Below are 23,149 nucleotides of genomic sequence, written 5' to 3' on the forward strand. Positions count from 1 at the left end.
TCTCCTAACTTTTAAAAACTTGTGCTTGTGAATTTCTTAAAATATGAACATCATAACCAATTCTATATCCTTCCTCTTCAGCCAATTCACCATAAGCTGCAAGCATGGATAAATCTCCGTGTGCAGGAATGATATGCTGTGGCTTTAACATGCGTAAAAATTCCCTGTGATCTTCTCTTCCAGCATGTCCTGAAACGTGAGCATTTGGATAAATTCTAGCACCTTTTGATTGCAATCTCCTTTCCATAATATGTCTGTTTGCAGCATTTGTTGGATTAGGAATAATAGGTGCTGAAATAATGACATTGTCTCCAGGTTTAATATTGAATGGAGTTCTTCCACTAGCTATCCTTGGCAACAATGCATCAGGTTCACCCTGGTGACCAGTAGTTACAAGCAAATATTTATCACGAGCTTCATCAGCTTCCATTAAAGCTCTGTTAACAGCTTTTGGACTTCCATAAATACTAGCATTTTTTGGTAATTTCAAAATTCCGTGCTTTTGTGCAATTCCGCAGAAACGTTCCATAGATCTGCCCAGGAAAAATATTTCTCTGTGGGATTTTTTAGCAATGTCTGCAATTGCCTGAACTCTTTCCACATGTGATGAAAATGTGGTTACAATCATACCTGTCTTTTCATGCAGTGGACCTCTCATCACATCCTCCAGGATATTGCGAGCAATACGTTCGGAATGTGTTTTTACCTCATCAAAGTTCTTAGCATTAGTAGTCTCTACAATTAAAACCAAAACTCCTTTTCTACCTAATTCTTTCAATCTCCTATAATCAGGTGGAGGAGATACTTTTTGGTGATTATCAAATTTAAAATCAAGTGCATAAACAATAATACCTTCAGGAGTATGCAATACAGGAAATACTGCCTGAGGTATACTGTGGGTTGATTGTACAAATTCCAAAGTAATATTTTTTGAAAGCTTAATTTTTCCTCCAGGATTTAATACCTTGATTGGATTTTTTACTTTGAACTTACGTTCACCCTTAATTTGTTTTTCAATTAATGCGGCCGTATATGGTGTTCCAATCAACGGAGCATCATATCTATGAGCCAATTTAGCTACAGCCCCAATATGGTCCAAGTGACCGTGAGAGAATACTATTCCCTTTACCTTACCGTCTACATCTTTCATTAAGGTATCATCAGGAATAACCCCTCTTTCAATTAAATCTAGGCTATGCATTCTGTCAATATCCGTATCTTCATGCATACTTATTCTGTCAAGATGAATACCCATATCAAAAATAACAACATCTTCGCCAATCTTGACAGCAGTCATGTTTTTACCGACTTCCTGATATCCCCCTATTGCGATTACTTCAACGCTCATATGTTTCCTATCTCCTTGAATAATTCTTAGTGTTAATTCCTCGTTCATTAAGCCATTCTCTTGTTTTTCCGCGTACAACTAATTTTGATTGTTTTAATTCTTCAATATTATTTGCTCCAACCAAAAACATGGCTATTCTTAAAGAGTCATTGAATTTATGAATAAATTGAGTTAATTCTTCATGTGAAATTGATTTTTTTAAAAATGGTAATGCCATACCAACACTATCTGCTCCAAGAGCAATAGCTTTAGCAGCTTCAAGACCTGATCTTATACCTCCGGATGAAATGACCGGAATATCAACATTATTTACAACTTCCGCAGTTGAAATAGCAGTTGGAATTCCCCAATCCCAGAACAATTCACCATAATATCTATCTTCAGCCCTATATGTTTCAACAGCAGCCCAACTAGTTCCGCCAGCACCTTCAATGTCAATAAAACTAACTCCAGCATCTGCTAACTGTCTTGCAGTATCTCCAGATATTCCGCAACCGGTTTCCTTGGCCATTACGGGAATATCAACTGCATCAGTAATTTTTGAAATTAAATCCAAATATCCTCTTGCATCTAAATCACCTTCAGGCTGAATAGATTCTTGAAGAGGATTTAGATGAATAGCTAAAATATCCGCATCCAAAATTTCAACTGCCTTATTAGCCAAATTTAATTGTGGTGCACCAATGTTACCTATCAACAAACAGTCGGGAGCATTATCACGAACAACAGAATATGTATCCTCCAATTCAGGATGTTCGCAGGCTGCCCTTTGAGATCCAACACCTAAAGCAATATTGTTTTCTTCAGCAACAATAGCTAACTGCTCATTAATTTCCTTTGAAGAAGGATGACCTCCAGTGATTGCTGTTATAAATAAAGGAGAATCCAGTTTTTTACCAAAAACAGATGTGGATAAATCAATATCATTTTTATCTATTTCTGGAAGCGCATTGTGAATTAATTCTATATCTTCAAAACCTGTAGTTTTATTCTTAAATTCAACATCATAATTTTTACAAATTAATAAATGCTCCAATTTTCTATCAGAAATCATGTTTTACTCCTTGAAATAACAGTCCCCTTAACATCATCATTTTCTAAAACTTTATAAATATTATTTTCAATTTCAGCATTTATTATTTTAGATTCTATCCCTAAATCAGCCAAATATAAAAGTTCCTTAATTTTACCGACCATACCACCGGTTACATCAATATTGGTAGTTCCTTCTAGTGCATCCAAATCTTCAATTGATGAGAATCTTTCATAAAAAACAGCATCATCATGAGTTTTTGGATTTTTATTGTAAACTCCATCCACATCAGTACCCAAAACAACTTTACTAGGATTTAGATTACTTGCCAAATATTGTATAATTTGATCTCCTGAAATAACACAAAATTCCAAATCTTCATCTAAAACAACATCGCCATAAATTATTGGAATAAATCCTTTTGATAAATATTTTTTAAAAATATCTAAGTTTCCATCAGTAATCCTTTTAGAATTAGCTGTTATGAATGAAGAGGCAGGAACTGCAATCACAGGCAAGCCATGAGATATGAATTCCTCGCAAATCAGCATGTTTAATTTCTTAACTGCATTCTGAATTTCACAAAAACCTATTCTTTTTTGAGGATACTCATCTTTATCAAAAGATTGTCCTATTTTATATTTTTTTGCAGGAGGATGGCCAAATGAACCTGCACCATGAACAATAACTAATTCCTTGGAAGAATTATCTAAAGATTTCTTTATCTCAAGAGCGATTCTTTTAAGATTAACTGAATCAACTTCACTTTCAGGTGCGTCCTTCTTTGTTAAAATACTGCCACCAATTTTTAAAATAATCATGAAAATCACATACGAACTCTAGAAGAAACTCCACGTTTGGTAAAATTAACCTGTAATACATTATCTTCTTTTGCAATGCCTCGCGCAACTTCTTTGGATTTTCCAGGACAAAGTGCTATAATACTTCCACCACCACCAGCTCCGGTGATTTTAGAACCGATTGCACCACATTCCCTAGCAGCATAAACCATACGAGACAATTCAACAGTATTTACTCCCAAAACATCTAAAAAACCATGATTAATATTCATCAATTCACCAATTTTGCTATAGTCCTGTTTAAGAATAGCCTGTTTTGCATAATTGGTTAAATTACCCATGGCTGTAATGACCGGATTGATAACTTTAGAATTTCTATTTTTAAGAGACCTAACATCCTTTACCATTTTACCTGTATTACCATGTTTATTTGTATAACCCACAACAAAAGGAGCATTGAAATTAACTCTAAATGGTTCGAAAGTTTTATTTCGTGATAAATAAACAAGCCCACCATATGTTGATACCAAAGTATCCAATGGAGATGCAACACCCTGAACCGCCTGTTCAACCATATGCGCATCATGAGCAAGAGATTTCTTGTTAAAACGAATATTGTGATATCTATATAATGCAGCCAGTGTTGCAACAGTGACTGCTGCAGAAGAGCCTAATCCTGAACCTATTGGTATTTCAGAAGATAAAGTCATTACAATTGGACTATGATCATGAACTCTATAAAAAGCTTCTAAAATATATCTAATAATTCCCGGTTTTCCTTTTTTTAAGATATATGACTTATTTCTTGTATCAAGTTCAACTTCAAAATTTAAATCATAAGATTTCAGTATAGATTTATCATTATATGATTTTTTAATTTCAACATAAGCTCTCTTATTTACAGCACCCGCAATAGCAGGTTCACCATAAACAACAGAATGTTCTCCAAATAAAATCATTTTTGCCGGAGCAGAAGCAATAGCCTTCATAATGACACCTATTTAAAAACACCTGAAGCATACCCAACAACAGAAGTCAAATCACCAGTTACATCACCGCTTGTTTTATACTGTAAAATATCGCAATTATGCTTGTTGGACATTTTAGAAACGGCAATTGTAGTCATGACCGGACCATAACCACACATGGTTATGTTATACTGAACAACTTCTTCATAAAGTTTAAATTCATTCATATGTTCTATATCCTCTAAAACAAATCCGTCAACGGTATTTGCCTTTTCTTGATTATTAAAATGAGATAAATCAGTGCTTGCAATAATACAATATGATTTATTTAATTCTTCAGCAGAATCAAAAATTGCCTTTGCAAGATCGCTAGAAGCAGAAAAAGATTGGGAGCCCATAACAATAGGCACTATAGTAAAATCATCAGAAAAATATTGTAAAAAAGGAAGCTGAACTTCAATAGAATGTTCAAATAGGTGAGCATCAAAATCTGCAGATGCCACATTTGAACAAGAAATTATTGAATTTGCAAAATCTTCGTCAATTTTAACACTTCCCAATGGAGTAATCCATTCCCCTTCATTGAAAACTGAAACTTCACTTCCATAACCAGTATGATTAGGACTTAAAATAACAAAAACTTCAGGAAAACCATTTTGAACTATATGACAATAACTATGCGAAGCTACTGAACCAGAATATTTAAAACCTGCATGAGGAACCATAACATTTATAGGATAATCTAGCCCATCAAAAGTATTTAGCTTTGGAATGAATCCTACACCAAATTCATTGACAAAACAATCTTCAATTGTTTTTCTAAGCATTTCCGGATTATCCGGATAAAATGTTCCATCTACAGCAGGTTTTCTTAACATTCAATTCACTTAAAATTTAAGTTCGAAATCAGATGCTTCGATATCTAAGTCACCGTCTTCAGGAATGTCTCCTCTTTCTCTTAAAATTTGTCTTGCAAGTAACCAATAAACTAAAGCGATAGCTTTTCTACCTTTGTTGTTAACAGGTACTGCGATATCTACAAAACTGAGTAAGTTTTCAGTATCACATAATGCAATTACTGGAATACCATTTTGTTTTGATTCAAGAACTGCTTGTGCATCTGACCTTGGGTCAGTTACAACAATGATTTTTGGTTCAATGAATTTAGCATAATTTGGGTTGGTTAAAGTTCCAGGAATGAATCTACCAGGAATAGTTTTTGCACCAGTAATTTCACCGAATTTTTTAACAGGAGCTTGACCGTATTGTCTTGTAGCTACTACTAAAATGTCATCAGGATTGTATTTTGCTAATAATTTTGCGATTTGTCTAATTCTTTCATCAGTTTTTTGAATATCTAATACATATAAACCGTCAGATCTTACTCTGAATATGTATTTTTCCATATCGCTAGTTTTTTGTTGGGTTCCGATATGTAAACCTGCTGCTAAGTAGTTATCTAATTCAATTAATAATTCATTTGTCATATTTAATTCTCCTTTATAGTTTATTTAAAAGTCATCTTCAATTTTTACACATTCTTCAGGACATACATCCATACATACTTCACAATAACTGCATTCATCAGGGTCAACTATTTCAATTTTATCTCCTTTAAGGACTAAAACTTCCATAGGACAAACATCAGCACATTCAGCGCAGTCATCGCCTCTACATTTTGAATAATCAATAGTTATTTTTGACATTTTTAAATCTCCTTATTAAAATTGACCCATTTTTGGATTTGGAAGTTCCTCTTCAATGCGTATTAATTCATTTAATTTAGCTATCCTTTCACCACCAATAGCCCCAGTCTTAATCATTGGTGAAGCAAAACCAACAGCCAAATGGGCTATAGTTTCATCAGTTGTTTCACCAGATCTATGTGATACTACCGGCACAATATTATGCTGTTTAGCTAATTTAACAGTCGCATAAGTCTCAGATAATGAACCAATCTGATTTGGTTTAATAATAATTGCATTTGCAGCATTCATTTCAATGCCCTTTAATAATAATTCTTTATTTGTTACAAATAAATCATCACCACAGATAAGACATCTATTGCCAACTTTTGAAGTTAACTGAGCAAAACCTTCGAAATCAGATTCATCAAATGGATCTTCTACATAAAACATATTATAAGTTTCAATAATATCTTTTACAAATTCAATTTGCTCACCAGTATCCCTTTCGACACCATCCTGAGCATAAAGATACTTCTGCTTTTTAGAATTCCACAATTCAGAAGCAGCCATATCTAATGCAGGCCTAATTTCAAGACCTAATTCATCACCAACTTCTTCACATGCCTTAGCCTGAATTTCCAAAGCATTATCATTAGTAATGTTCGGTACCCATCCACCTTCATCACCTTTTCCACCAGTGAAATTGGAGTCCTTAGATTGGATAAGACCTTTTAACTTTTTGTGGACTGAAGCATTGGCAAAAATTGCCTCAACAATATTTTTTGCTCCGATAGGAACAACTAAAAATTCCTGAATGTCTGGTGCATTAATTCCTGCATGAGCTCCACCATTCATCATATTTCCTAAAGGATAAGGTAATTCATTAACCCAATTACCTCCCAAATATCTATATAATGGAATGTTAGATGAAGCAGCAGCCGCTTTAGCAACAGCCATAGAAACAGCAACAGTAGTATTACCACCAATAGCTGACAAATTTCCAGTTCCATCCACTTCTCTTAATACTTCATCGATAGTAGTAATGTCATTCGCATCCATACCAATAAGCTCTGAAGCAATAACATCTTCAACTTCGCTTACGATAACATCCACTCCCCCTTCAGGAAATGAGACCACTTCTCTTGAACCGGTACTCGCTCCACTAGGTGCAGCAGCTCTACCAAAACCATTCCAAGTAGTAACATCTACTTCAACGGTCGGATTTCCCCTGCTATCCAGGATTTTACGAACTTGGACATCTTCTATTACACTATCCAAAAAAAACACCTCAGTGTCAGTTGATTTATTACCACACGACCTATAGTCCTTAAAAATTAGTAAGTTTCTTTATAGAGCCAATATGGTATTTTTATTTTTTAATAATTTAATTAGAATAAATAGATAAACTATTTATTCAAATCTTCATTTTTTATAACATCTAATGGTAAAACTCCTTCTTTAAGTTCTTTATAAGCAATATCAATAGGATCTAAGGAGTCGCCAAGTTCAACTTTTGGTTTTGCACCCATAGATATTTGAATTGCTCTAGCCCCAAGAAGTCTAGCTTGTTCAAATCTTGTTAATTCTTCCATTTCCATGAATATTACTTCCAATAAAGTTTTTATTTTACCAAATGTAATTTTTTTTAATATCCCTACAACCTGCAAAATTTATTCCCATGTCTGTACATGAGAAATTAACATTCTTCTACAACAGTATCTTGTTAAACCTAAATCATCTAAAACATCTTTAGATTTTTCACCATCAGCCACTCTACGATTGTATTCATCAAAGTAAGCTGATACAGGTTTTCCACAACTTAAACATCTTATAGGAATCATTTATATCATCTTTTATAAATTTTAATAAAATATAAAAGTACAGAATAAAATTATCTGTAACTTTTTTGTTTACGTGCTCTTGCTCCAGGACCACCGTATTTTTTAGGTTCTGAACGTCTTGGGTCACCTACTAACATAGTTCTGTCGTAATGAGTGAATTTTTCTTTTAAATCCATATCTTGTGACCATTGGACGAGTCCTTTTGCAATAACCATACGTGCAGCTTCTGCTTGGCCCATTACTCCACCACCAACAACGTGAATGTTAATATCCACTTGGTTAGCTAAGTCACCAGCTAATTTTAAAGGTTCTTGTAATTTTAAATTAGCAAGCTCAGGAGAGTAAAGTTCTAAAGGTACTCTGTTAATTCTAACTTTACCGGTTCCTTCTTTAACAGTACCACGAGCAATAGCTGTTTTACGTTTTCCACTTGTATGAATAACTTTAACCATAATCACACATCCATTTATCTAAAAGGTAGCTCCTAAAAGTTTGGAGATTTCCCCTAATTCAATACCTTTTTTGAGATTTTTGTATTCTGCTTCAGGAACTGCTTGGAGTTCTGCATCAGCATATTCAGCAGGTACGCCGACAAATGCTTTTAATCCTTTGTATGCAGTTTTACCTTTTGATTTTTTGAAAGGTAACATACCTCTTACAGTTCTTCTAAATATATCATCTGGTCTTCTAGGATATTTAGGACCTAAATCACGAGGGTTAGATATACTTGCTCTGTCAACTCTTTGTTTATATTTAGCATAAGCCCAATCCCTGTTTCCAGTTAACATAATTTTTTCAGCATTAAGAATTACTACTTCTTCGCCTTCTAAAAGATTTTTACTAGTAATACTAGCTAATCTTCCTAAAACGCATCCTTCTCCGTCAATAATCATCATGTTTACACCCTATTTATTCAATGATCCTAATGTTTGATCCTTTAGGATTAGTTTCGATTATCTCATCAATTGAGATGCATTCTCCACCCGCACTTTCAATTTTTTCTTGTGCTTTAGCTGAGAATTTTAATGCTACAACATTTACTTTTTTGTCTAATTCACCGTTAGATAAAACTTTACCAGGTACTAAAATAGTTTCATCAGCATCAGCATGTCTATTAATATCAGATAAGTTTACTTCTGCAGTTCTTCTATTTGACCTTGAAAGTCTATTAGCAACATCTTTCCAAATAGCTGCATCTTCACTTTTTGATTGTTTATTAAGTTTATTAATAAGTTCAATAAGGTTAGGATTAGTTTTGATAATTTTCTTAACCATTATTTACTCCTCCTTCTCACTAAAACTGATAAATTTATCTGCTTTTTCACCTAACTTATCACAAGCTGTTAATAATACTTCCTTAGGGGGCATTGATCCATCAGTTTCAATTCTAAATATGAAATCATTTTCACGATATCCTACGTTAATATAACTTTTGTCAGGTGCTCCGTTTGCAGCAGCACGATTGATAGAAGACCTTACACAACTTTTACACATGGAACAATTTTCAATGTCTAAAATTTTAATGTTTTTAGATCTTTTATCGGATTTTAAGACACCTCTTGGACATGCATCAGCACAGTCATAATCAATGTCTACTTCATCGTTGAAAGTAATTTCCGGATATTGTTTATAAGCACAAACAGTGGTTGGCATCCATTTAACATGGTTTTTACCATAACCTACTTTTGCATAAGCTTCCACAATAAGTTCTTCATCTTCTTTAAGTTTAACAATAGGAATTGTATCGTATACTGGTTTAATTTTTGAGTCTGAAGATATTAAATCCTTAGAATAAACTACCTTAGGTCCAACTTCATTTAAACGGAATGCAATACCTTGAGGTTCATACCAACCATCATCTTCAGGCAATAATAAGCCTTCAATAGCATCCAAATCAGACACTAAAGGAGTTAAACCAAGCCTATGAGCAAGTACCTCATTAAACATAGCAGAATCATTTTTAATAATATTCACATCTTCAATAGCTATTTTAGGAACATTAACCATTGCTGTCCTTCTAATAGCATTTACAAAAGGTACTTCTGCATCACGAACAATGAATACAATTTCATCATCGCTTTGACTTTTTACTTCTATCTCCATATTAAACCCTTCCAATTATACTCTTCTTCCTCTTTTACCACCAGGTCTTCCAGTACCATCGTGAGGAATTGGAGTGATATCTTCAATTTTACCAATTTTAATTCCAGCCCTTGCTAAAGCACGGATAGTAGCTTGTGCACCAGGTCCTGGACTTCTAGGTCCGTTTCCACCAGGAGCTCTAACTTTAATATGTAATCCTACAAATCCTTTTTCTTTAGCATCATCAGCTATTCTGGTTGCTGCAGCCATAGCTGCGAAAGGTGAAGATTGTTGTCTGTCTGCACGAACAACTTTTCCACCAGACCATTGGGAAATAGTTTCAGCACCAGTAATATCTGTTACAGTAATAATAGTGTTATTGAATGATGAGTAAATATTAGCTATACCCCATTTTTCATCTTTTGCCATAAATTACACCCTTTATTCTTCTGTATTAGCTTTATTATCCTTATTATTGTTGTACTCTTCAATTTGTTTTGCTACAGGTGAAGAACGATAGAATCCAATTTCTTCTTCTTGACCTCTTAATACTACATAACTTGGTGAGTTGATTTTTTTACCATCTAAAGCTATGTGTCCATGTACAACAAACATTCTTGCTTCTTTAGGAGTACGAGCTAAACCTTTTCTATATACAATAGTTTGTAATCTTCTTCTTAAGATATCTTCAACAGTTAAACCTAAGATATCTTCAATTGCAGCGTTTTCAGGCAAAACACCGGTTCTAGCTAAGTGTCCTAATAATTCTAATTTTTCTTCTTGCATTTGATCAGTTGAGAAACCGAGTAAGTATCTTGCTTCCCTACGATATCTTCTAACTAATGTATCAGCTTTCCAAATTTCTTTTTTATTTTTTAAGCCGTATTTAGTCATTAATTTGTTTTCATCTTTAATCCTTTCTGCGTTCCAAGGATGTGGTGGTGTATTATACTTTTTCCTTGATTTTCTAGGTTGACCCATTAAAACATCTCCTTATCTAAATAAATAATTATATTAAAAATAGCGTTTATGCTTATGAACGTCTTACACCAACTGAAGCACTTTTTCTGAAAGTAGATTTAGTTCTTTGACCTCTTACAGGTAAACCAACTTCATGTCTTCTTCCTTTATAACTTCTGGTCTTTTTCATTCTGTTTAAATCATCCCTTAAAGTCATGTCAAGGTCAGATTCAATTAAGTGAATGTCTTCACCAGTTTCATAGTCTTCCCTACGATTTAACATCCATGATGGAATATCAAATTTTTGAGGGTTTTCTATAATGTCTTCAATTTTTGCAACATCTTCATCAGCAATGTATCCGATTTTAGAGTTTAAATCTAAGTCCAAAATACGGCACATAGTTTTAGATAAAGATAAACCAATACCTTTAATATCAGTTAAAGCGTGCTCAATGGTTTTATTACCATCTACGTCCTTTCTAGAAATACGCACTAAGTGCTTAAATTCGTCTTCCATTAAATAACCTCCATTTATAGAGCGAACCTACGAGACGGAAAATAATAGATTCGAATGTTTTGAATTTCTCAAAACACAGTTCTTTCAACAATATAAACTTAGTATAATAACTAAGAGTGCAAAAAAATATCAGCTTAACAATATCTTTAATAAATATAAAAAAAATAGTGTTAAAAACTAATAAGCGCCGAGACTGGGATTTGAACCCAGGAGGGCAAAACGCCCACGAGATTTCCAGTCTCGCGCCTTACCAGGCTAGACTATCTCGGCACAACTAGCTATAAAAAAATACTTGCACACACATTACGCAATGTAACATGATATAATAATATATAATAATTAAACTATATAAATGTATTGTTTAAATTAAGATTTTGAAGAAAAATCTAAAATCCATGAAAAAATGAACTAGATTTTTCTCACCAAATCTTAAATGGAAAAAGTAATATCATATTACTAATAATAGAGTTTGTCCGTTAATGAATAAATGTGTTTCGATGTGAGCAAAAATGCTAGAATGAAATTGAAATTTCACATCTACACAACATCTAATATAAATTAATCAATTAAATTTTAAAAAATGACTTAAACTTTTAGTAAAACACTTATTTTTACAATTTTTAATGGAAATTACTGGGAGAATTATCAACAATTTTTATCAATACTTTCATCATTGAAAAAACAAAATCAGTTAATTTATCATAATAGTTGCAATCTACTGGTATTTGGACAAAAAACAGGTTAATACCTTCTTGTATCCCAACAGCCGAGAATTTAGTAAAAAGTCTTTTAAAAATTAGTAAATCTATAACTCCAATTGGATGCTATTTTCCTGTATTGCCATAGTGATTTCAATTTTTATAGCCATATATGATTTAACAAAATCTTACCCCCAATTAAATTCTACAAAAATAGAAAAAATAGTTGAAATACAATATAAAAATATTTTACCCATTAATATAATATGATTAATTAGGTGATAAAATGACAAATTGGATTTTAATTATTGTAATGGTTTTAGTCATTATATTTATCGTTTATACATTTATACACATGTATAATAGATTAGTTAGTTTAAGAAACCGTGTGGAGAATAGTTTTGCACAAATAGACGTTCAGCTTAAAAGAAGGAATGATTTAATACCTAATTTGGTAGAAACTGTAAAAGGTTATGCCAGCCATGAAAAAGAAGTTTTAGAAGAAGTTACAAGAGCTCGTGGAAATGTAATGAATGCATCAGGAGTTAAAGAAACAAGCGATGCGAATAATCAGTTGACTGGTGCTTTAAAAACTTTATTTGCTGTTGCTGAAAATTATCCTGACTTGAAAGCTAATTCCAATTTCCAACAGCTTCAAGAGCAATTAAACGATACTGAAGATAAAATTGCCTATGCAAGACAATTCTATAATGATACCGTATTGATGTATAATAATGCATGTCAACAATTCCCATCAAGCATGCTTGCTAAAATATTCCATTTCAAAACAGGTGAATTCTTTACAACTGACGAAGCATCCCGCGAAGCTCCTAAAGTAGAATTTTAATGGTGAAAACCCATGAACTATAAAAAAATAGCTGTAGTAATATTATTGTCATTGGTAATATTTTCTACAGCCAATGCCATTTATGCAGAGGATAAGGAGTATAGTATTATCGATGCATTAATTGACCTTACCATTCAGGAAGACGGACTGCTCCATGTAAACGAAAGCTACACCTATTCTTTTGAAGGTACTTTCAATGGAGTTTATAGGGATATTCCACTAAAAGATGGAGAAAGTATTGATAATCTGAATGTTTATATTGATGGTGCTTATGGAAGCTATGAAGTATCTGAAAAGAACAACAAAAAACATGTGAAAGTTTACTTATGGGCCGATAAAGCGCACACTCAAAAAATTCATGACCAGAAGGTGAAAGTTACCTATTCTTATGACATGAAAAATGTCGTTACAATATTTAACGATGTAGGGTCATTACAGTACAAAATATGGGGCAGTGAGTGGGATTGTGAGGTTAAAAAAATAACTGCAAATATCCATCTGCCGGGAGATAAGAACAATATTTATTATCTGAACCCCGAATATTACAATTTAAGCGATTCAATTAATGGAAATACCATACATGTTGAGACAACTTCAATACCAAAGGGAGAATTCTACGAATTGCAGGTACTGATGCCACTTGATGATTTTTCAAATGCAACATATGCAAAGCATGTAAACAGTGATGCCAAAGAGCAGATTATGCAAAAGCAGTCCGATTATAAAGGCGGAGTTAGCTTTTGGGGAAATATATTTAACATATTATCTGCACTTTGCTTTATATCTCCGCTATCCTTAATTTTTGTATATTTAAAATACGGAAGAGAACCTAAAGTTGACTATCATGGAATATATGAAAGAGAATTGCCAAGTGATGATCCTCCTGCCGTAGTTAATGCAATACTTAATAGATCCAGCATTGGCGAGCCCAACATGAAGGGTTTTGAAGCCGCAATTATGGATTTGATTGACAGAAAAGTCTTTAAAATACACATTGAAGAGGCAGAACATACTGATGATTTGGTATTGGAATTTGATGATAGCAAATATGAAGAATTGTCCATTACTGATAAAAAAGCATATGACCTTTTAAAAACATTTAGCGATGGAAATATGCTTAATGTATCCAGACTTTCGTCCAAATTGAATAATGAATATAACGGCAAATTATTTAAAGAAAAATTGGATGACTGGAAGGAAAGTGTAAAAAATCAACACATAGGTCAGATTTCAGAATACTTCAATGACACAGGAACATCAATATCTTATGGGTATACATTTGGAGGACTGGCAATTGCAGTGATATTATTCATAATATCCCTTTTTTCAAAACATCCTGCATCATGGACTTTAACAATTGCCTCAATATTTTTAGGAGTTATTGCACTTGCAATCTCATTTATACCTGAAGACATTTTTGGAAAATGGACTCCTGAAGGCCGCGTCTACTATCTCAAATGGATGAACTTCAAGAAGTTTTTAACAGATAACAGTTTAATTAAAGAACACCCCCCAGAATCAATAGTTGTTTGGAACAAGTACCTTGTTTATGGAACTGCTCTTGGAGTAGCAGATAAGGTTTACGAATCCATGAAACTTCATGAACCTAGAGTTGCTGATGATGACTATTACTATGGCGACTTGTATATGTTCCACTCATACTCCGGTTTGATAATGCTTGAAAGTGCATTCAACAATGGAATATCAGCAGCAAACCCTTCATCAGATGGTGGTGGATTCGGTGATATCGGAGGAGGTTCCGGTGGTGGAGGTGGAGGAGCTTTCTAGCTTCCCACCATTTTATTTTTTTAATCTTTTTTTGCAGAAACAGTTATTTTATTTGAAATTTGAGCATTTTCATACTGTGATGTTATTATATACTCGCCAGCCATCAGATTAATGTTTAATTTAGCCGTTCCATTTGAATCAGTGAGTCTTGTATAGAATACGCCATTAATATTAAATGTAACACCAACATTTTTCAATGGATTGCCCTTGCCGTCGACAAGTTTTGCTTTGAATTGTGTTCCATCCAGATATGTCATGCTGATATCACTGGCAGTTAAAACAGGCAATACTGTAATGTTATATGACATCATTAATCCTGTTAATGGGTCTGTAGCAGTCAATATATACTCACCAGGGTTTAAGTTAATGTTAAGTCTAGCTGTTCCATTTGCATCGGTTGTCCTGTTGTAGAATACACCGTTGATGTTCATTGTAATATCTACATCAGAGATAGCTTTGCCCGTACCATCAATCAGTGCGATATAGAACTGTGATTCGTTTCTGAAGTACTTGACAAGGTTTTGTGCAATTAAAGTAGGCAATACAGTAATTTTATTTTCAACAGCAATGCCGTTGAATGATGTTCTTATTGTGTAGTTACCAGGATTTAGGTTGATAGCTATTCTGGCCGTACCGTTTTCATCACTTACTCGATTATATTTGACACCATTAACATCAAAGGTTACGGTTTCATTAGCTACACCAACATCCGCTTCAAACTTGGAATCATTCTTATATATTTTAACCAAATCCTGCGTATAAATAGCTAAATCCTTAGTATAGACTTTTAAAGATGTAGTCATATTTTTTAGTGCCAAATCTTTCCATACATCATCTGTTTTCATGAAAACAGTATCTTTAGCATAATGTTGTCGTGAATTATTAAAGATAGGGACAGACTTTTTAGTTATTTCTACTGTAAAATTATCCCCCAGATTTATTGGAATTTCATCTGTTAATTTTACTGTATGGAAACCATAATAAGACCCTGTTCCATTTTGCACATGTTTTAATTCATTATTTACATAAATGTTAAGCACATAAGGTTCACCATCATATTTAAAGTATGTTCCAACCCCACTTATTAATTCAGTCTTTTGGGATTGATATGTGATTTTATAAGAAACATTCTTGCCAAACATATCATCGAAGAATATCATATTCCCGCTTAAATCCGTTTGATAATTTCTTGCGTATTTTTCAGTATTTTCAATGATAAATCCTACTGCATAACTTAAATTTAGAAAACTTACGTCATAATAAGACAGATAGATATATCCTTTATCCCCATTTTCAAAACCAAAATTATCTTTTAGTATCCATGCACCATCTCCTGGAGGAGTAGTTAAGAAATTTTCTTTGGGATAATTATCATCCCACCCCACAACAGAAACGACATGTGTCCTTTCATTTAATAAATTCTGATACTGGGCATGTGTTTTGTTATTATAGTCCGGAGCACCTACTGACGAATAATACTCTATTGCCAATGATCCATATTTCATTATGGCTTTTTTAATTTCATCATTATCAGTTAAATTTTTCCTAGGCCCCACAAAGATTGCATCTTGAATATGAATATTATCACCAGTAAAAAATATTGGTGAAACTTTTGCCATTTCATCAAAAGTATCATTTTTTTCAAAAACAGGCCCTAACCAACTAAGGATATTTTGAGTTGCATATGGAATATATCCACTACCCACTACATCATAAATACCATATTTCGAATATTGTAACATAGTATCTTTTATATTATTTTCTGAAAAATCATATTCAATTCCTGTTGATTTGAGTAATGCGGATTCAAGAGCCGCTATTGTTCCAAAAGTCCAACAACTACCATCAATTATTTGATTTTTAACAGAACTTATCCATCCCCATTCCCGTGAATCAAATTTTTTTGGCAAATTTACTACATCTATTGAATTATTAATCAGAATTAAACTGATCGGATTTTTACTAACCACATTGAAAAAGTCAGTTTCATTTAAAATTAGTGAATCATTGTTCAAATTTAGTTCACCCATTTCATAATTAAGAAAAACCCCATGAATTGCTTCATTGTTATTTTTAAAATTGCTTCTGTTAACATATAAATTACAGTCATAGGCATAAATAGCATTTTTTGTATTGTTGATGAAGTCTGAATTTGAAATATTTAAAGTACTTTTATCAAAAAACATTCCCCCACCATTATTTTCTTCATCCATCAATTTATTTGAAATAACGGAAATGTTATAGATATTTGCATTTACATTAGATGCATATATTGCTCCCCCATCGAAAGTAGCCGCATTATTAATAAATTTTGAATTATTTATTGTTAAATTACCATGTAACTGAAGCAGAGCTCCGCCAAAATTCCCTGTGGAATTGATGAAACTGGTATTGGCAATCAATGTAGTTCCAGGCAAACCATTACCAAACACATCTATAAATACTGCCCCACCATTCTTTACGGCAGTGACATTCATAAATGTACAATTAATAATTTGCGCAACACTCATTTGACTAAGCAGAATTGCACCAGCACTTTCTGTTGAATGAAGGTTTACGAAATTTGAATTAACAATTACAGTATTTTTCCTATTATATACTGCTGTAGCGAACTTTGAAGTTGAATTTGAAAATGTGGAATTTACAATTCTGATTCCAGAATTTTCATCTGCCCCATATAATAATGAATAAGTTAAATTATATGAATCTTTAAATACGCAATTATTAATGGTGGAATGAAAAGAAAAAGAAACTGCTCCGCCATTTTCGGCATGATTATTGATAAAAACGCAATTGTTCGCTTCAATCAAATCAATCCTTACTGCACCACCTTGCTTAGCAGAGTTATTTTCGAAAGTGACATTATTAAAATTTATCCTATCCTTAGTAAAGATAGCTCCACCATTCTCCTTTGAAAAACCGTTTATTAAGTTAAGATTATTAATATTAATATCACCAATAACATTAAAAATTCTTGCCTGTCCATTACCGTTAATTGTATGTCCATTACCATTAATGGTAAAACCCGTTTTATTGACAACTATTCCACTATTTAACAGATAATCCGTGGAATTGTCATAAATATAATCATCAGTTATTTCAATACTGTTGCCGGCATCATTAATTTCTGTCTGAAGACTTGAAAAGTTTCCATCAGCGTAAACTGCACTAACAGAAATAAAAAGCACCAGAAAAATAAATAAAATTCTAAATTTTTTCATAATATCAACCATATATTACTAATATTTTATAGAATATTCTTAAAAAAATTATCGAAACTGTATGATTAATATTCACTATGAAGTACTGTTTTCATCAAAGTAATAAAAAATGTTAAAATAATTAGAAAAAAATAATTTAATGAATCAAAAAATTGATTCGAAAATAGTTATTTCCACAATCTTGGATATACACCAGGTTTCATGAATACTTTTGATGTATTTACTACAAAACCACCTTCAGCTTCAAGAATCTCATCTGTAAAATACAATGAATTTCCTGCACCAACCAATTCACCTTTAAGGGTTTCTATAGCCACAATATCGCCTTTTTTAATGTTATCAGACAAATAAGCCACCCCACCGCTTGCAAGGTCTGCCCCATGACAGATTGCATCAACAGCAGAATCCTTTATCACTACTTTCGGCAAATAGTCAGCAGCCCTCTCCATTGGCATTATTGCTTCACGCAAAAATGATTCATCTCCATCTTCAATGTAGAAATGATATGCATCAGTTACATCCTGTAATGTAACTAAATTTTCACGTTCACGAAAAGATCCGACCTGCGTTCTTCTAAGCTCCGCCATATGAGCTCCAACTCCCAAAGCTTCACCAATATTGTGGCAGTATGTTCTTACATAAGTTCCTGCTTCACATCCTATTCTAAATAAAACATCACGGCCTTTAATTTCATAAATAGTAGAATAGTAAACATTACGTGTTCTTAATTCACGTTTGACGGCAGATTTAACAGGTGGCAATTGAAAAATTTTACCGGTAAACTCCTCAAAAACACGACGAATTTCACTTTCAGGCACATCAGCATGAAATGTAAGTAAACACACATATTCCTTTGGAGCAGTTAATAATAACTGTATTGCACGGGTTGCATCAGCCAAACCTACAGGTAAAATACCCGTAACTTTAGGATCAAGCGTACCCCCATGACCAGTTTTATCTAATTTTAAAATTCGTTTTACCCATGAGTCTACTTCATGGGATGTTGGTCCTGAAGGTTTATCTAAATTAATAACTCCATTATTAATATAATCAGTAATTTCCCTATCCTCAGGTTTACACCCATATTCAGGATTTGTAATGGATTTGGATTTTGTAATTAAATTAGTTTTCATGAATTAAACCTTAAAAAATAGTATAAAAAAATAGTAAAAAATAATGAATAAGTAAAATTATTCATCTTATAAATCAGCTAAAGCTGCTTTGATAGAGTCAGCGTCGCCAGAAACATCGATAGTTTCTTCAGTTGGTTCTAAGTGAGCAATGTTACATCTTCTGTTTTTAACAGCTTCTCCGATAACTTCAACATAGTTTTCGTCGATGATTTCAACGATTGCACATTTTTCACCAGCTTCTCTTCCAGCAGTTTTAACACATACTCTTCCTACTTCAATTGATGCCATTATATCACCTTTAATGTTGTTAAAATGATTTCTGATACTTCTTCAGGATTGAATGTACCAGTATTAATAATCAAATCATAAATATCCATATTTTTTATATCAATATTATGGATATCCATATATCTTAAAGCTTCACTTTCCTCACGAACAATAATTTCTTCGGATGCTACATCTACAGATTTTGATTCCCTTTCAGCAATTCTTTGAGAACGCACATCAAAGGGAGTTACTAACCAAAGTTTTAAATCAGCTTCAACAAAATAAGCAGATAACCTGCCTTCAACTATTAAATTATCTGAAGATTTAGCGAGTTCAGCTTGTCTTTTATCAATTTCTTTATCAATATCATCATTACCTTCAGCGAATTCACTAAACTCCAAGACAGACATACCTCTTTCAGAAGCCATCTGTCTAAAAACATACCCTGCAGAAATATAAGGAATATCTAACTTTTCACTAAGTAATTCCGCAGTGGTTGTTGTTCCAGTTCCAGCTAATCCACCGAGAGTAATTATCATTATTTTCTAGCCTCTTCTTTGAAATGTTTACGCATACATTTAGTACATAAGTACCCACCGTATGGACGGCTAGGTCTTTTACTAGTTTTTGAAAGTTTACCAATTTCATATGGACGTCCACGAGGAACTCCATGTAATACAGCACCACATTCAGCACAAACATGCTTAGATGGTTTTTTCTTTTTGTATCTTAAAACATTTTCTCCACCAGGAGTGTTTTTTCTCATTCTTTTATATGATCTTGATCTAAACCTATTTGCAGGCATTTAATCACCTTGATTAATTTAATAAAAAATTTAATAATTGTGTAATAGCGTATTCAAAATAGAATACTATAATATATCTATTTCATCATTAATAAATATATAAGATTCAAGGGTTAAATTAGAACCCTTGTTTGAATCCTAAGAATTTTCTTAAAATTTGACTCATACCAAAAGTACAAATCATATACCATAATAACCAGCCAATACCATATGGAATAGTAGCTTTTCCTCCATATAAAAATTGACCAATGAAATGCCAAAATGGAGTTAAAGTAAGCCAATAAGCAGGAGCAGGTAAGATTAAAACTAAATTACTGATAATAGAAGTCCTCATCCAAAAGAAAATTAAAATGATTGGAACAAAAGTAACAAGCATTGGTTTAAAAGATTCCATCATTACTGCATTTTGATTTTTGAGCATTTCTGTTTGTTCAGCTTGAAGTTTAGCAAGTTCTTTTCCATCCCCTTTCTTTTGAGCTTCCCTCATTCTTGAAGAAAGTTCTCTAGATTTTTTTTGATTTTCATTGACTTTATCTTGATCTACTAAATACTTGTTAGCAACAGTAGTAATTAAAGAAACAATAAATGCGATAACTAAAACTGTTAAAGCAGGATTTTGTGGGTTTGGATCCAATGCAAGAAGTGGATTGAATAATGTATTCAATATATCCAAAACCCCACCACTAAGCATACTAAAAATATCAGCCATACTATTCACCTATTTTAAAACTTCTACTAATTTTGATATAGTTTTTGGCAAATGATTATCATGATTAGCAATGATTTTTACTGTAGCTCCAGTTAATGTTGCATATGCCATAGAAGCAGCCCTATTCATTTCTTGATGTAATTGAATATCACTTGCTTTTTCAACATCACGGGAACGAGTATCATCATTCATTCTTCTGTAAATAATCTCATCAGGATTTGCTTCAACCATAATGAACAAGTCAGGTTGTAATTGTTCTAAAACCCAAATAGGAAGACCTGGTAAAAATCCAGAAGGAGTATTGATAGTACAATGAGTATCTACAATCACATTATTTTCTTCAGATCTTTCTTTGATTCTTTTAGCAGCTTTAGCTTGAATCTCTTTTTGAGTTTCAGCAGGTAATTTCCTTAAAGCATCTCTATCATCAACAATTTTTTCTTCAATTGCAAGTTCAGTCATTATGTCCCCATAGTTTAAATGGACATAATCAACTTCCTCAAGAGCTTTATTGAGCACAGTTGTACTACCTGAACCTGGAATTCCTGTTAATACTACTAATTTCAATTTAATCCCTCTATTAAAAATATGGAGAAGATTAATCTCCTCCTAAAACTTTCCTAAGTAGTGGATTTGAAGACATTAATTGTTCTTCAGCCATTTCTTCATATAGCTTATGTATAATACCTACAGTAAGCAATACACCGGTACCTCCACCTAAAGCACCAGTTAAATCTGCAAAGAATGCAATAATACCTACATATAAACCACTTATAATGGTAAGAGCAGGAATATATTTTTTCAAAATTTTATATAATTGACGTTTACTGCTTCTGAAACCAGGTATTTGGATACCTGAATTGTAAAGTTGTTCTGAAATTTTCTTAGCATTTAATCCACTGATTTCAACCCACAAGTATGAGAATAAAACACAACATGCCAAGAAGAATATAGCATATACAATAATATGTATAGGTTCTGTAGCGAACATTCCAATATTATTTGGTGTTGACAATAACCATGCAGCACCATTTACAGCTTTACCGTTTTCGATTTGACCTAAAATAGGGAAACCAATTTTTTGGAAAACATTTGCCAAAAGTGTAACGTTTACAAGAAGTGCACTTGTTAAAATAACTGGCATGTTACTTGCATAAACGAATTTTAAAGGATATTTACCAACAGAACCTCTAATTCTTCCATGTCCTTTTACAGCACCATGTGAAATTGGAATTTCAACACGGATAGATTCTCCATAAACAACAACCAAGAATACACAAATTGTTGCAATTAATGGAATTAATAATGTGAAATTAGCAGCACCAGCAGCAATAGATTGTATAAATCCTGGAATAGCACCAGTCATTATTCCATCAGTGCCCGGTAAGAAATTGAATGTTCCAACAAGAATTTGTTGACATACACCAGCAGCAATGAATAAACCAATACCACTACCGAATCCCCATTTAGAAACAACTTCATCCAAATATATAACTAAAACTGCACCAATTACAAGTTGAAGGAATAATACACCAAGATAAGAATTATCAATTGGTACTAAGTTACCAGTTAATACTAGAACACCCGCCTCAAACATTGTAAAAACAATAGATAACAGTTTTTGAGTAGCTTGGAAATGAGACTTGTCTTTGTGTGAAGAAAGATCCAAATCTAATAAACCAGAACCGACTAATAACTGCAATACAATTGATGCAGTAACAATAGGACCAATTCCCAAAGTAAGAATTGAACCGAAACTTCCAGCCATAACTGCCCTTAAAGCTGCAAAGTTATCCACAGCAGCCGGACTTAATCCGTATAAGGGTATTTGAGTTAAAATGTAATATAATACCAAAATAAGAGCAGTCCATTTAAGTTTTTCATTAAAATCTTCATGATGAACAGGAGATTTTACTTCAGGTAAAAACTTAAACATTGGCTCCAATACTTCAAGAGATGACATTTTATTCCTCTAAAAATTATAAAGGAAGACTATAATTCTATAGCCTCTCCTCCTACTTCTTCAATTTTTTCAATAGCAGATGCTGAGAATTTAGGAGCTGAAATTTTGAAAGTTTTAGAGATTTTACCTTTAGCTAAAACTTTATCATAACCTAATTCGGTCACATCAATAACAATAGCATCTCCATCCATGGATGCTTTTCCATCAGCAATTAAATCATCAGCTTTTTCTTCTAAGTAACTTAAGTTAACAGAATTAACTTTTTTAATCATTTTTTGAGGTCTTTTAAAACCATGTTTACCGAAATGATCAGGATCGTGGATAACAGTCCAAGTCCAGTGTTGTTTTCCGGCTCCAGCTTTACCTTTTCCACCTTTGTTACCTGCACCTCTACGTTTTTTAGTACAGCCTCCTCCGTTGGATCTAGAACCTCTGAGTTTGTTAATTTTACGTTTTGTTCTAATCATAATAAACACCTAAT

General features: G+C 32.9%; 28 protein-coding genes and 1 tRNA gene. 2 read left to right on the top strand and 27 right to left on the bottom strand.

The genetic code is table 11. The features are described from left to right. Nucleotides 1-4 precede the first annotated feature (4 nt). From SM9_RS07990 to SM9_RS08075, 18 genes are all read right to left on the bottom strand, one after another. The gene (locus tag SM9_RS07990) at nt 5-1,348 is read right to left on the bottom strand and encodes an RNase J family beta-CASP ribonuclease (protein WP_058739640.1); all 1,344 of its coding nucleotides are present in this window, start codon (nt 1,346-1,348) and stop codon (nt 5-7) included. A 7-nt stretch (nt 1,349-1,355) separates the two neighbouring features. After that, entirely contained in the window at nt 1,356-2,402 is a 1,047-nt protein-coding gene (gene fni, locus SM9_RS07995) for a type 2 isopentenyl-diphosphate Delta-isomerase (RefSeq protein WP_058739641.1), read from the bottom strand. Then, nucleotides 2,399-3,202: an isopentenyl phosphate kinase gene (locus tag SM9_RS08000; RefSeq protein WP_058739642.1), complete on the bottom strand. Its 804-nt coding sequence runs from the start codon at nt 3,200-3,202 to the stop codon at nt 2,399-2,401. Before SM9_RS08000 ends, fni begins: the two co-directional genes overlap by 4 nt. A 5-nt stretch (nt 3,203-3,207) precedes the next feature. After that, entirely contained in the window at nt 3,208-4,170 is a 963-nt protein-coding gene (gene mvk, locus SM9_RS08005) for a mevalonate kinase (RefSeq protein ID WP_058739643.1), read from the bottom strand. An 8-nt stretch (nt 4,171-4,178) separates the two neighbouring features. Further along, nucleotides 4,179-5,027 (bottom strand): AmmeMemoRadiSam system protein B, encoded by an 849-nt coding sequence (amrB, locus tag SM9_RS08010; RefSeq protein ID WP_058739644.1) that lies wholly within the window; start codon nt 5,025-5,027, stop codon nt 4,179-4,181. 9 nt (nt 5,028-5,036) lie between these two features. Beyond that, entirely contained in the window at nt 5,037-5,636 is a 600-nt protein-coding gene (gene rpsB / locus SM9_RS08015) for a 30S ribosomal protein S2 (RefSeq protein ID WP_058739645.1), read from the bottom strand. Nucleotides 5,637-5,660: 24 nt separating this feature from the next. After that, on the bottom strand, nt 5,661-5,855 hold the full coding sequence (locus SM9_RS08020) for a 4Fe-4S dicluster domain-containing protein (protein WP_058739646.1): 195 nt from the start codon (nt 5,853-5,855) through the stop codon (nt 5,661-5,663). 15 nt (nt 5,856-5,870) lie between these two features. After that, nucleotides 5,871-7,115 carry a phosphopyruvate hydratase gene (gene eno / locus SM9_RS08025; RefSeq protein ID WP_058739647.1) on the bottom strand — a complete coding sequence of 415 codons (1,245 nt, stop codon included), beginning with the start codon at nt 7,113-7,115 and terminating at the stop codon, nt 5,871-5,873. Between the two features lie 128 nt (nt 7,116-7,243). Further along, nucleotides 7,244-7,450 carry a DNA-directed RNA polymerase subunit K gene (locus SM9_RS08030; RefSeq protein ID WP_058740337.1) on the bottom strand — a complete coding sequence of 69 codons (207 nt, stop codon included), beginning with the start codon at nt 7,448-7,450 and terminating at the stop codon, nt 7,244-7,246. Between the two features lie 57 nt (nt 7,451-7,507). Next, nucleotides 7,508-7,678, bottom strand: a complete 171-nt coding sequence (locus SM9_RS08035) for a DNA-directed RNA polymerase subunit N (protein ID WP_058739648.1) — start codon at nt 7,676-7,678, stop codon at nt 7,508-7,510. A gap of 50 nt (nt 7,679-7,728) precedes the next feature. Then, nucleotides 7,729-8,130: a 30S ribosomal protein S9 gene (locus SM9_RS08040; RefSeq protein ID WP_058739649.1), complete on the bottom strand. Its 402-nt coding sequence runs from the start codon at nt 8,128-8,130 to the stop codon at nt 7,729-7,731. An 18-nt stretch (nt 8,131-8,148) separates the two neighbouring features. Beyond that, on the bottom strand, nt 8,149-8,571 hold the full coding sequence (locus SM9_RS08045) for a 50S ribosomal protein L13 (RefSeq protein ID WP_083495925.1): 423 nt from the start codon (nt 8,569-8,571) through the stop codon (nt 8,149-8,151). 16 nt (nt 8,572-8,587) lie between these two features. Further along, nucleotides 8,588-8,953: a 50S ribosomal protein L18e gene (locus SM9_RS08050; RefSeq protein WP_058739651.1), complete on the bottom strand. Its 366-nt coding sequence runs from the start codon at nt 8,951-8,953 to the stop codon at nt 8,588-8,590. A 3-nt stretch (nt 8,954-8,956) separates the two neighbouring features. Next, nucleotides 8,957-9,781 carry a DNA-directed RNA polymerase subunit D gene (locus SM9_RS08055; RefSeq protein ID WP_058740338.1) on the bottom strand — a complete coding sequence of 275 codons (825 nt, stop codon included), beginning with the start codon at nt 9,779-9,781 and terminating at the stop codon, nt 8,957-8,959. 15 nt (nt 9,782-9,796) lie between these two features. Continuing rightward, complete coding sequence (locus SM9_RS12190; RefSeq protein ID WP_058739652.1) at nt 9,797-10,189, bottom strand: 30S ribosomal protein S11; 393 nt, start codon at nt 10,187-10,189, stop codon at nt 9,797-9,799. Between the two features lie 12 nt (nt 10,190-10,201). After that, nucleotides 10,202-10,741 carry a 30S ribosomal protein S4 gene (locus SM9_RS12195; RefSeq protein ID WP_058739653.1) on the bottom strand — a complete coding sequence of 180 codons (540 nt, stop codon included), beginning with the start codon at nt 10,739-10,741 and terminating at the stop codon, nt 10,202-10,204. Nucleotides 10,742-10,793: 52 nt separating this feature from the next. After that, the gene (locus SM9_RS08070) at nt 10,794-11,237 is read right to left on the bottom strand and encodes a 30S ribosomal protein S13 (RefSeq protein WP_058739654.1); all 444 of its coding nucleotides are present in this window, start codon (nt 11,235-11,237) and stop codon (nt 10,794-10,796) included. A 185-nt stretch (nt 11,238-11,422) separates the two neighbouring features. Beyond that, nucleotides 11,423-11,507: transfer RNA gene (locus tag SM9_RS08075), tRNA-Ser, on the bottom strand. A 714-nt stretch (nt 11,508-12,221) separates the two neighbouring features. On the opposite strand from SM9_RS08075, the gene SM9_RS08080 reads away from it, so the two are divergent. Together SM9_RS08080 and SM9_RS08085 are read left to right on the top strand one after the other, a co-directional pair. Further along, on the top strand, nt 12,222-12,782 hold the full coding sequence (locus SM9_RS08080) for a LemA family protein (protein ID WP_058739655.1): 561 nt from the start codon (nt 12,222-12,224) through the stop codon (nt 12,780-12,782). A 12-nt stretch (nt 12,783-12,794) separates the two neighbouring features. Next, a complete protein-coding gene (locus SM9_RS08085) occupies nt 12,795-14,570 on the top strand; it encodes a DUF2207 domain-containing protein (RefSeq protein WP_058739656.1) in 1,776 nt (591 codons plus the stop codon). 20 nt (nt 14,571-14,590) lie between these two features. On the opposite strand, the gene SM9_RS08090 is transcribed toward SM9_RS08085, so the two are convergent. The 9 genes from SM9_RS08090 to SM9_RS08130 all read right to left on the bottom strand — a co-directional run bounded on the left by SM9_RS08090 (nt 14,591) and on the right by SM9_RS08130 (nt 23,135). Continuing rightward, nucleotides 14,591-17,791, bottom strand: a complete 3,201-nt coding sequence (locus SM9_RS08090) for a C1 family peptidase (protein WP_058739657.1) — start codon at nt 17,789-17,791, stop codon at nt 14,591-14,593. Between the two features lie 167 nt (nt 17,792-17,958). After that, nucleotides 17,959-18,924 carry an RNA-guided pseudouridylation complex pseudouridine synthase subunit Cbf5 gene (locus tag SM9_RS08095; protein ID WP_058739658.1) on the bottom strand — a complete coding sequence of 322 codons (966 nt, stop codon included), beginning with the start codon at nt 18,922-18,924 and terminating at the stop codon, nt 17,959-17,961. Between the two features lie 66 nt (nt 18,925-18,990). Continuing rightward, on the bottom strand, nt 18,991-19,212 hold the full coding sequence (locus SM9_RS08100) for a 50S ribosomal protein L14e (protein WP_058739659.1): 222 nt from the start codon (nt 19,210-19,212) through the stop codon (nt 18,991-18,993). Beyond that, the gene (gene cmk / locus SM9_RS08105; RefSeq protein ID WP_058739660.1) at nt 19,212-19,730 is read right to left on the bottom strand and encodes a (d)CMP kinase; all 519 of its coding nucleotides are present in this window, start codon (nt 19,728-19,730) and stop codon (nt 19,212-19,214) included. The genes SM9_RS08100 and cmk overlap by 1 nt, the downstream gene beginning before the upstream one ends. Continuing rightward, entirely contained in the window at nt 19,730-19,996 is a 267-nt protein-coding gene (locus SM9_RS08110) for a 50S ribosomal protein L34e (RefSeq protein WP_058739661.1), read from the bottom strand. Before SM9_RS08110 ends, cmk begins: the two co-directional genes overlap by 1 nt. Nucleotides 19,997-20,114: 118 nt before the next feature. Continuing rightward, a complete protein-coding gene (locus SM9_RS08115; RefSeq protein ID WP_058739662.1) occupies nt 20,115-20,705 on the bottom strand; it encodes a DUF106 domain-containing protein in 591 nt (196 codons plus the stop codon). 9 nt (nt 20,706-20,714) lie between these two features. Beyond that, entirely contained in the window at nt 20,715-21,272 is a 558-nt protein-coding gene (locus tag SM9_RS08120) for an adenylate kinase (protein ID WP_058739663.1), read from the bottom strand. A gap of 31 nt (nt 21,273-21,303) precedes the next feature. Then, nucleotides 21,304-22,668 (bottom strand): preprotein translocase subunit SecY, encoded by a 1,365-nt coding sequence (gene secY, locus SM9_RS08125; protein WP_058739664.1) that lies wholly within the window; start codon nt 22,666-22,668, stop codon nt 21,304-21,306. 29 nt (nt 22,669-22,697) lie between these two features. Continuing rightward, nucleotides 22,698-23,135, bottom strand: coding sequence for an uL15m family ribosomal protein (locus SM9_RS08130; protein ID WP_058739665.1), 438 nt, complete (start codon nt 23,133-23,135; stop codon nt 22,698-22,700). Between the last annotated feature and the right edge of the window lie 14 nt (nt 23,136-23,149).

It is taken from the genome of Methanobrevibacter millerae, from assembly GCF_001477655.1.
Classification (GTDB): Archaea; Methanobacteriota; Methanobacteria; order Methanobacteriales; family Methanobacteriaceae; genus Methanocatella; species Methanocatella millerae_A.

Coding starts and splice junctions, on each gene's coding strand:
- SM9_RS07990 (WP_058739640.1), bottom strand. CDS start 1,348: ATGAGCGTTGAAGTAATCGCAATAGGGGGATATCAGGAAGTCGGTAAA.
- fni (WP_058739641.1), bottom strand. CDS start 2,402: ATGATTTCTGATAGAAAATTGGAGCATTTATTAATTTGTAAAAATTAT.
- SM9_RS08000 (WP_058739642.1), bottom strand. CDS start 3,202: ATGATTATTTTAAAAATTGGTGGCAGTATTTTAACAAAGAAGGACGCA.
- mvk (WP_058739643.1), bottom strand. CDS start 4,170: ATGAAGGCTATTGCTTCTGCTCCGGCAAAAATGATTTTATTTGGAGAA.
- amrB (WP_058739644.1), bottom strand. CDS start 5,027: ATGTTAAGAAAACCTGCTGTAGATGGAACATTTTATCCGGATAATCCG.
- rpsB (WP_058739645.1), bottom strand. CDS start 5,636: ATGACAAATGAATTATTAATTGAATTAGATAACTACTTAGCAGCAGGT.
- SM9_RS08020 (WP_058739646.1), bottom strand. CDS start 5,855: ATGTCAAAAATAACTATTGATTATTCAAAATGTAGAGGCGATGACTGC.
- SM9_RS08035 (WP_058739648.1), bottom strand. CDS start 7,678: ATGATTCCTATAAGATGTTTAAGTTGTGGAAAACCTGTATCAGCTTAC.
- SM9_RS08040 (WP_058739649.1), bottom strand. CDS start 8,130: ATGGTTAAAGTTATTCATACAAGTGGAAAACGTAAAACAGCTATTGCT.
- SM9_RS08045 (WP_083495925.1), bottom strand. CDS start 8,571: ATGATTATTGACGGAGAAGGATGCGTTTTAGGAAGATTAGCTAGTATT.
- SM9_RS08050 (WP_058739651.1), bottom strand. CDS start 8,953: ATGGTTAAGAAAATTATCAAAACTAATCCTAACCTTATTGAACTTATT.
- SM9_RS08055 (WP_058740338.1), bottom strand. CDS start 9,781: ATGGAGATAGAAGTAAAAAGTCAAAGCGATGATGAAATTGTATTCATT.
- SM9_RS12190 (WP_058739652.1), bottom strand. CDS start 10,189: ATGGCAAAAGATGAAAAATGGGGTATAGCTAATATTTACTCATCATTC.
- SM9_RS12195 (WP_058739653.1), bottom strand. CDS start 10,741: ATGGGTCAACCTAGAAAATCAAGGAAAAAGTATAATACACCACCACAT.
- SM9_RS08070 (WP_058739654.1), bottom strand. CDS start 11,237: ATGGAAGACGAATTTAAGCACTTAGTGCGTATTTCTAGAAAGGACGTA.
- SM9_RS08080 (WP_058739655.1), top strand. CDS start 12,222: ATGACAAATTGGATTTTAATTATTGTAATGGTTTTAGTCATTATATTT.
- SM9_RS08085 (WP_058739656.1), top strand. CDS start 12,795: ATGAACTATAAAAAAATAGCTGTAGTAATATTATTGTCATTGGTAATA.
- SM9_RS08090 (WP_058739657.1), bottom strand. CDS start 17,791: ATGAAAAAATTTAGAATTTTATTTATTTTTCTGGTGCTTTTTATTTCT.
- SM9_RS08095 (WP_058739658.1), bottom strand. CDS start 18,924: ATGAAAACTAATTTAATTACAAAATCCAAATCCATTACAAATCCTGAA.
- SM9_RS08100 (WP_058739659.1), bottom strand. CDS start 19,212: ATGGCATCAATTGAAGTAGGAAGAGTATGTGTTAAAACTGCTGGAAGA.
- cmk (WP_058739660.1), bottom strand. CDS start 19,730: ATGATAATTACTCTCGGTGGATTAGCTGGAACTGGAACAACAACCACT.
- SM9_RS08110 (WP_058739661.1), bottom strand. CDS start 19,996: ATGCCTGCAAATAGGTTTAGATCAAGATCATATAAAAGAATGAGAAAA.
- SM9_RS08115 (WP_058739662.1), bottom strand. CDS start 20,705: ATGGCTGATATTTTTAGTATGCTTAGTGGTGGGGTTTTGGATATATTG.
- secY (WP_058739664.1), bottom strand. CDS start 22,668: ATGTCATCTCTTGAAGTATTGGAGCCAATGTTTAAGTTTTTACCTGAA.
- SM9_RS08130 (WP_058739665.1), bottom strand. CDS start 23,135: ATGATTAGAACAAAACGTAAAATTAACAAACTCAGAGGTTCTAGATCC.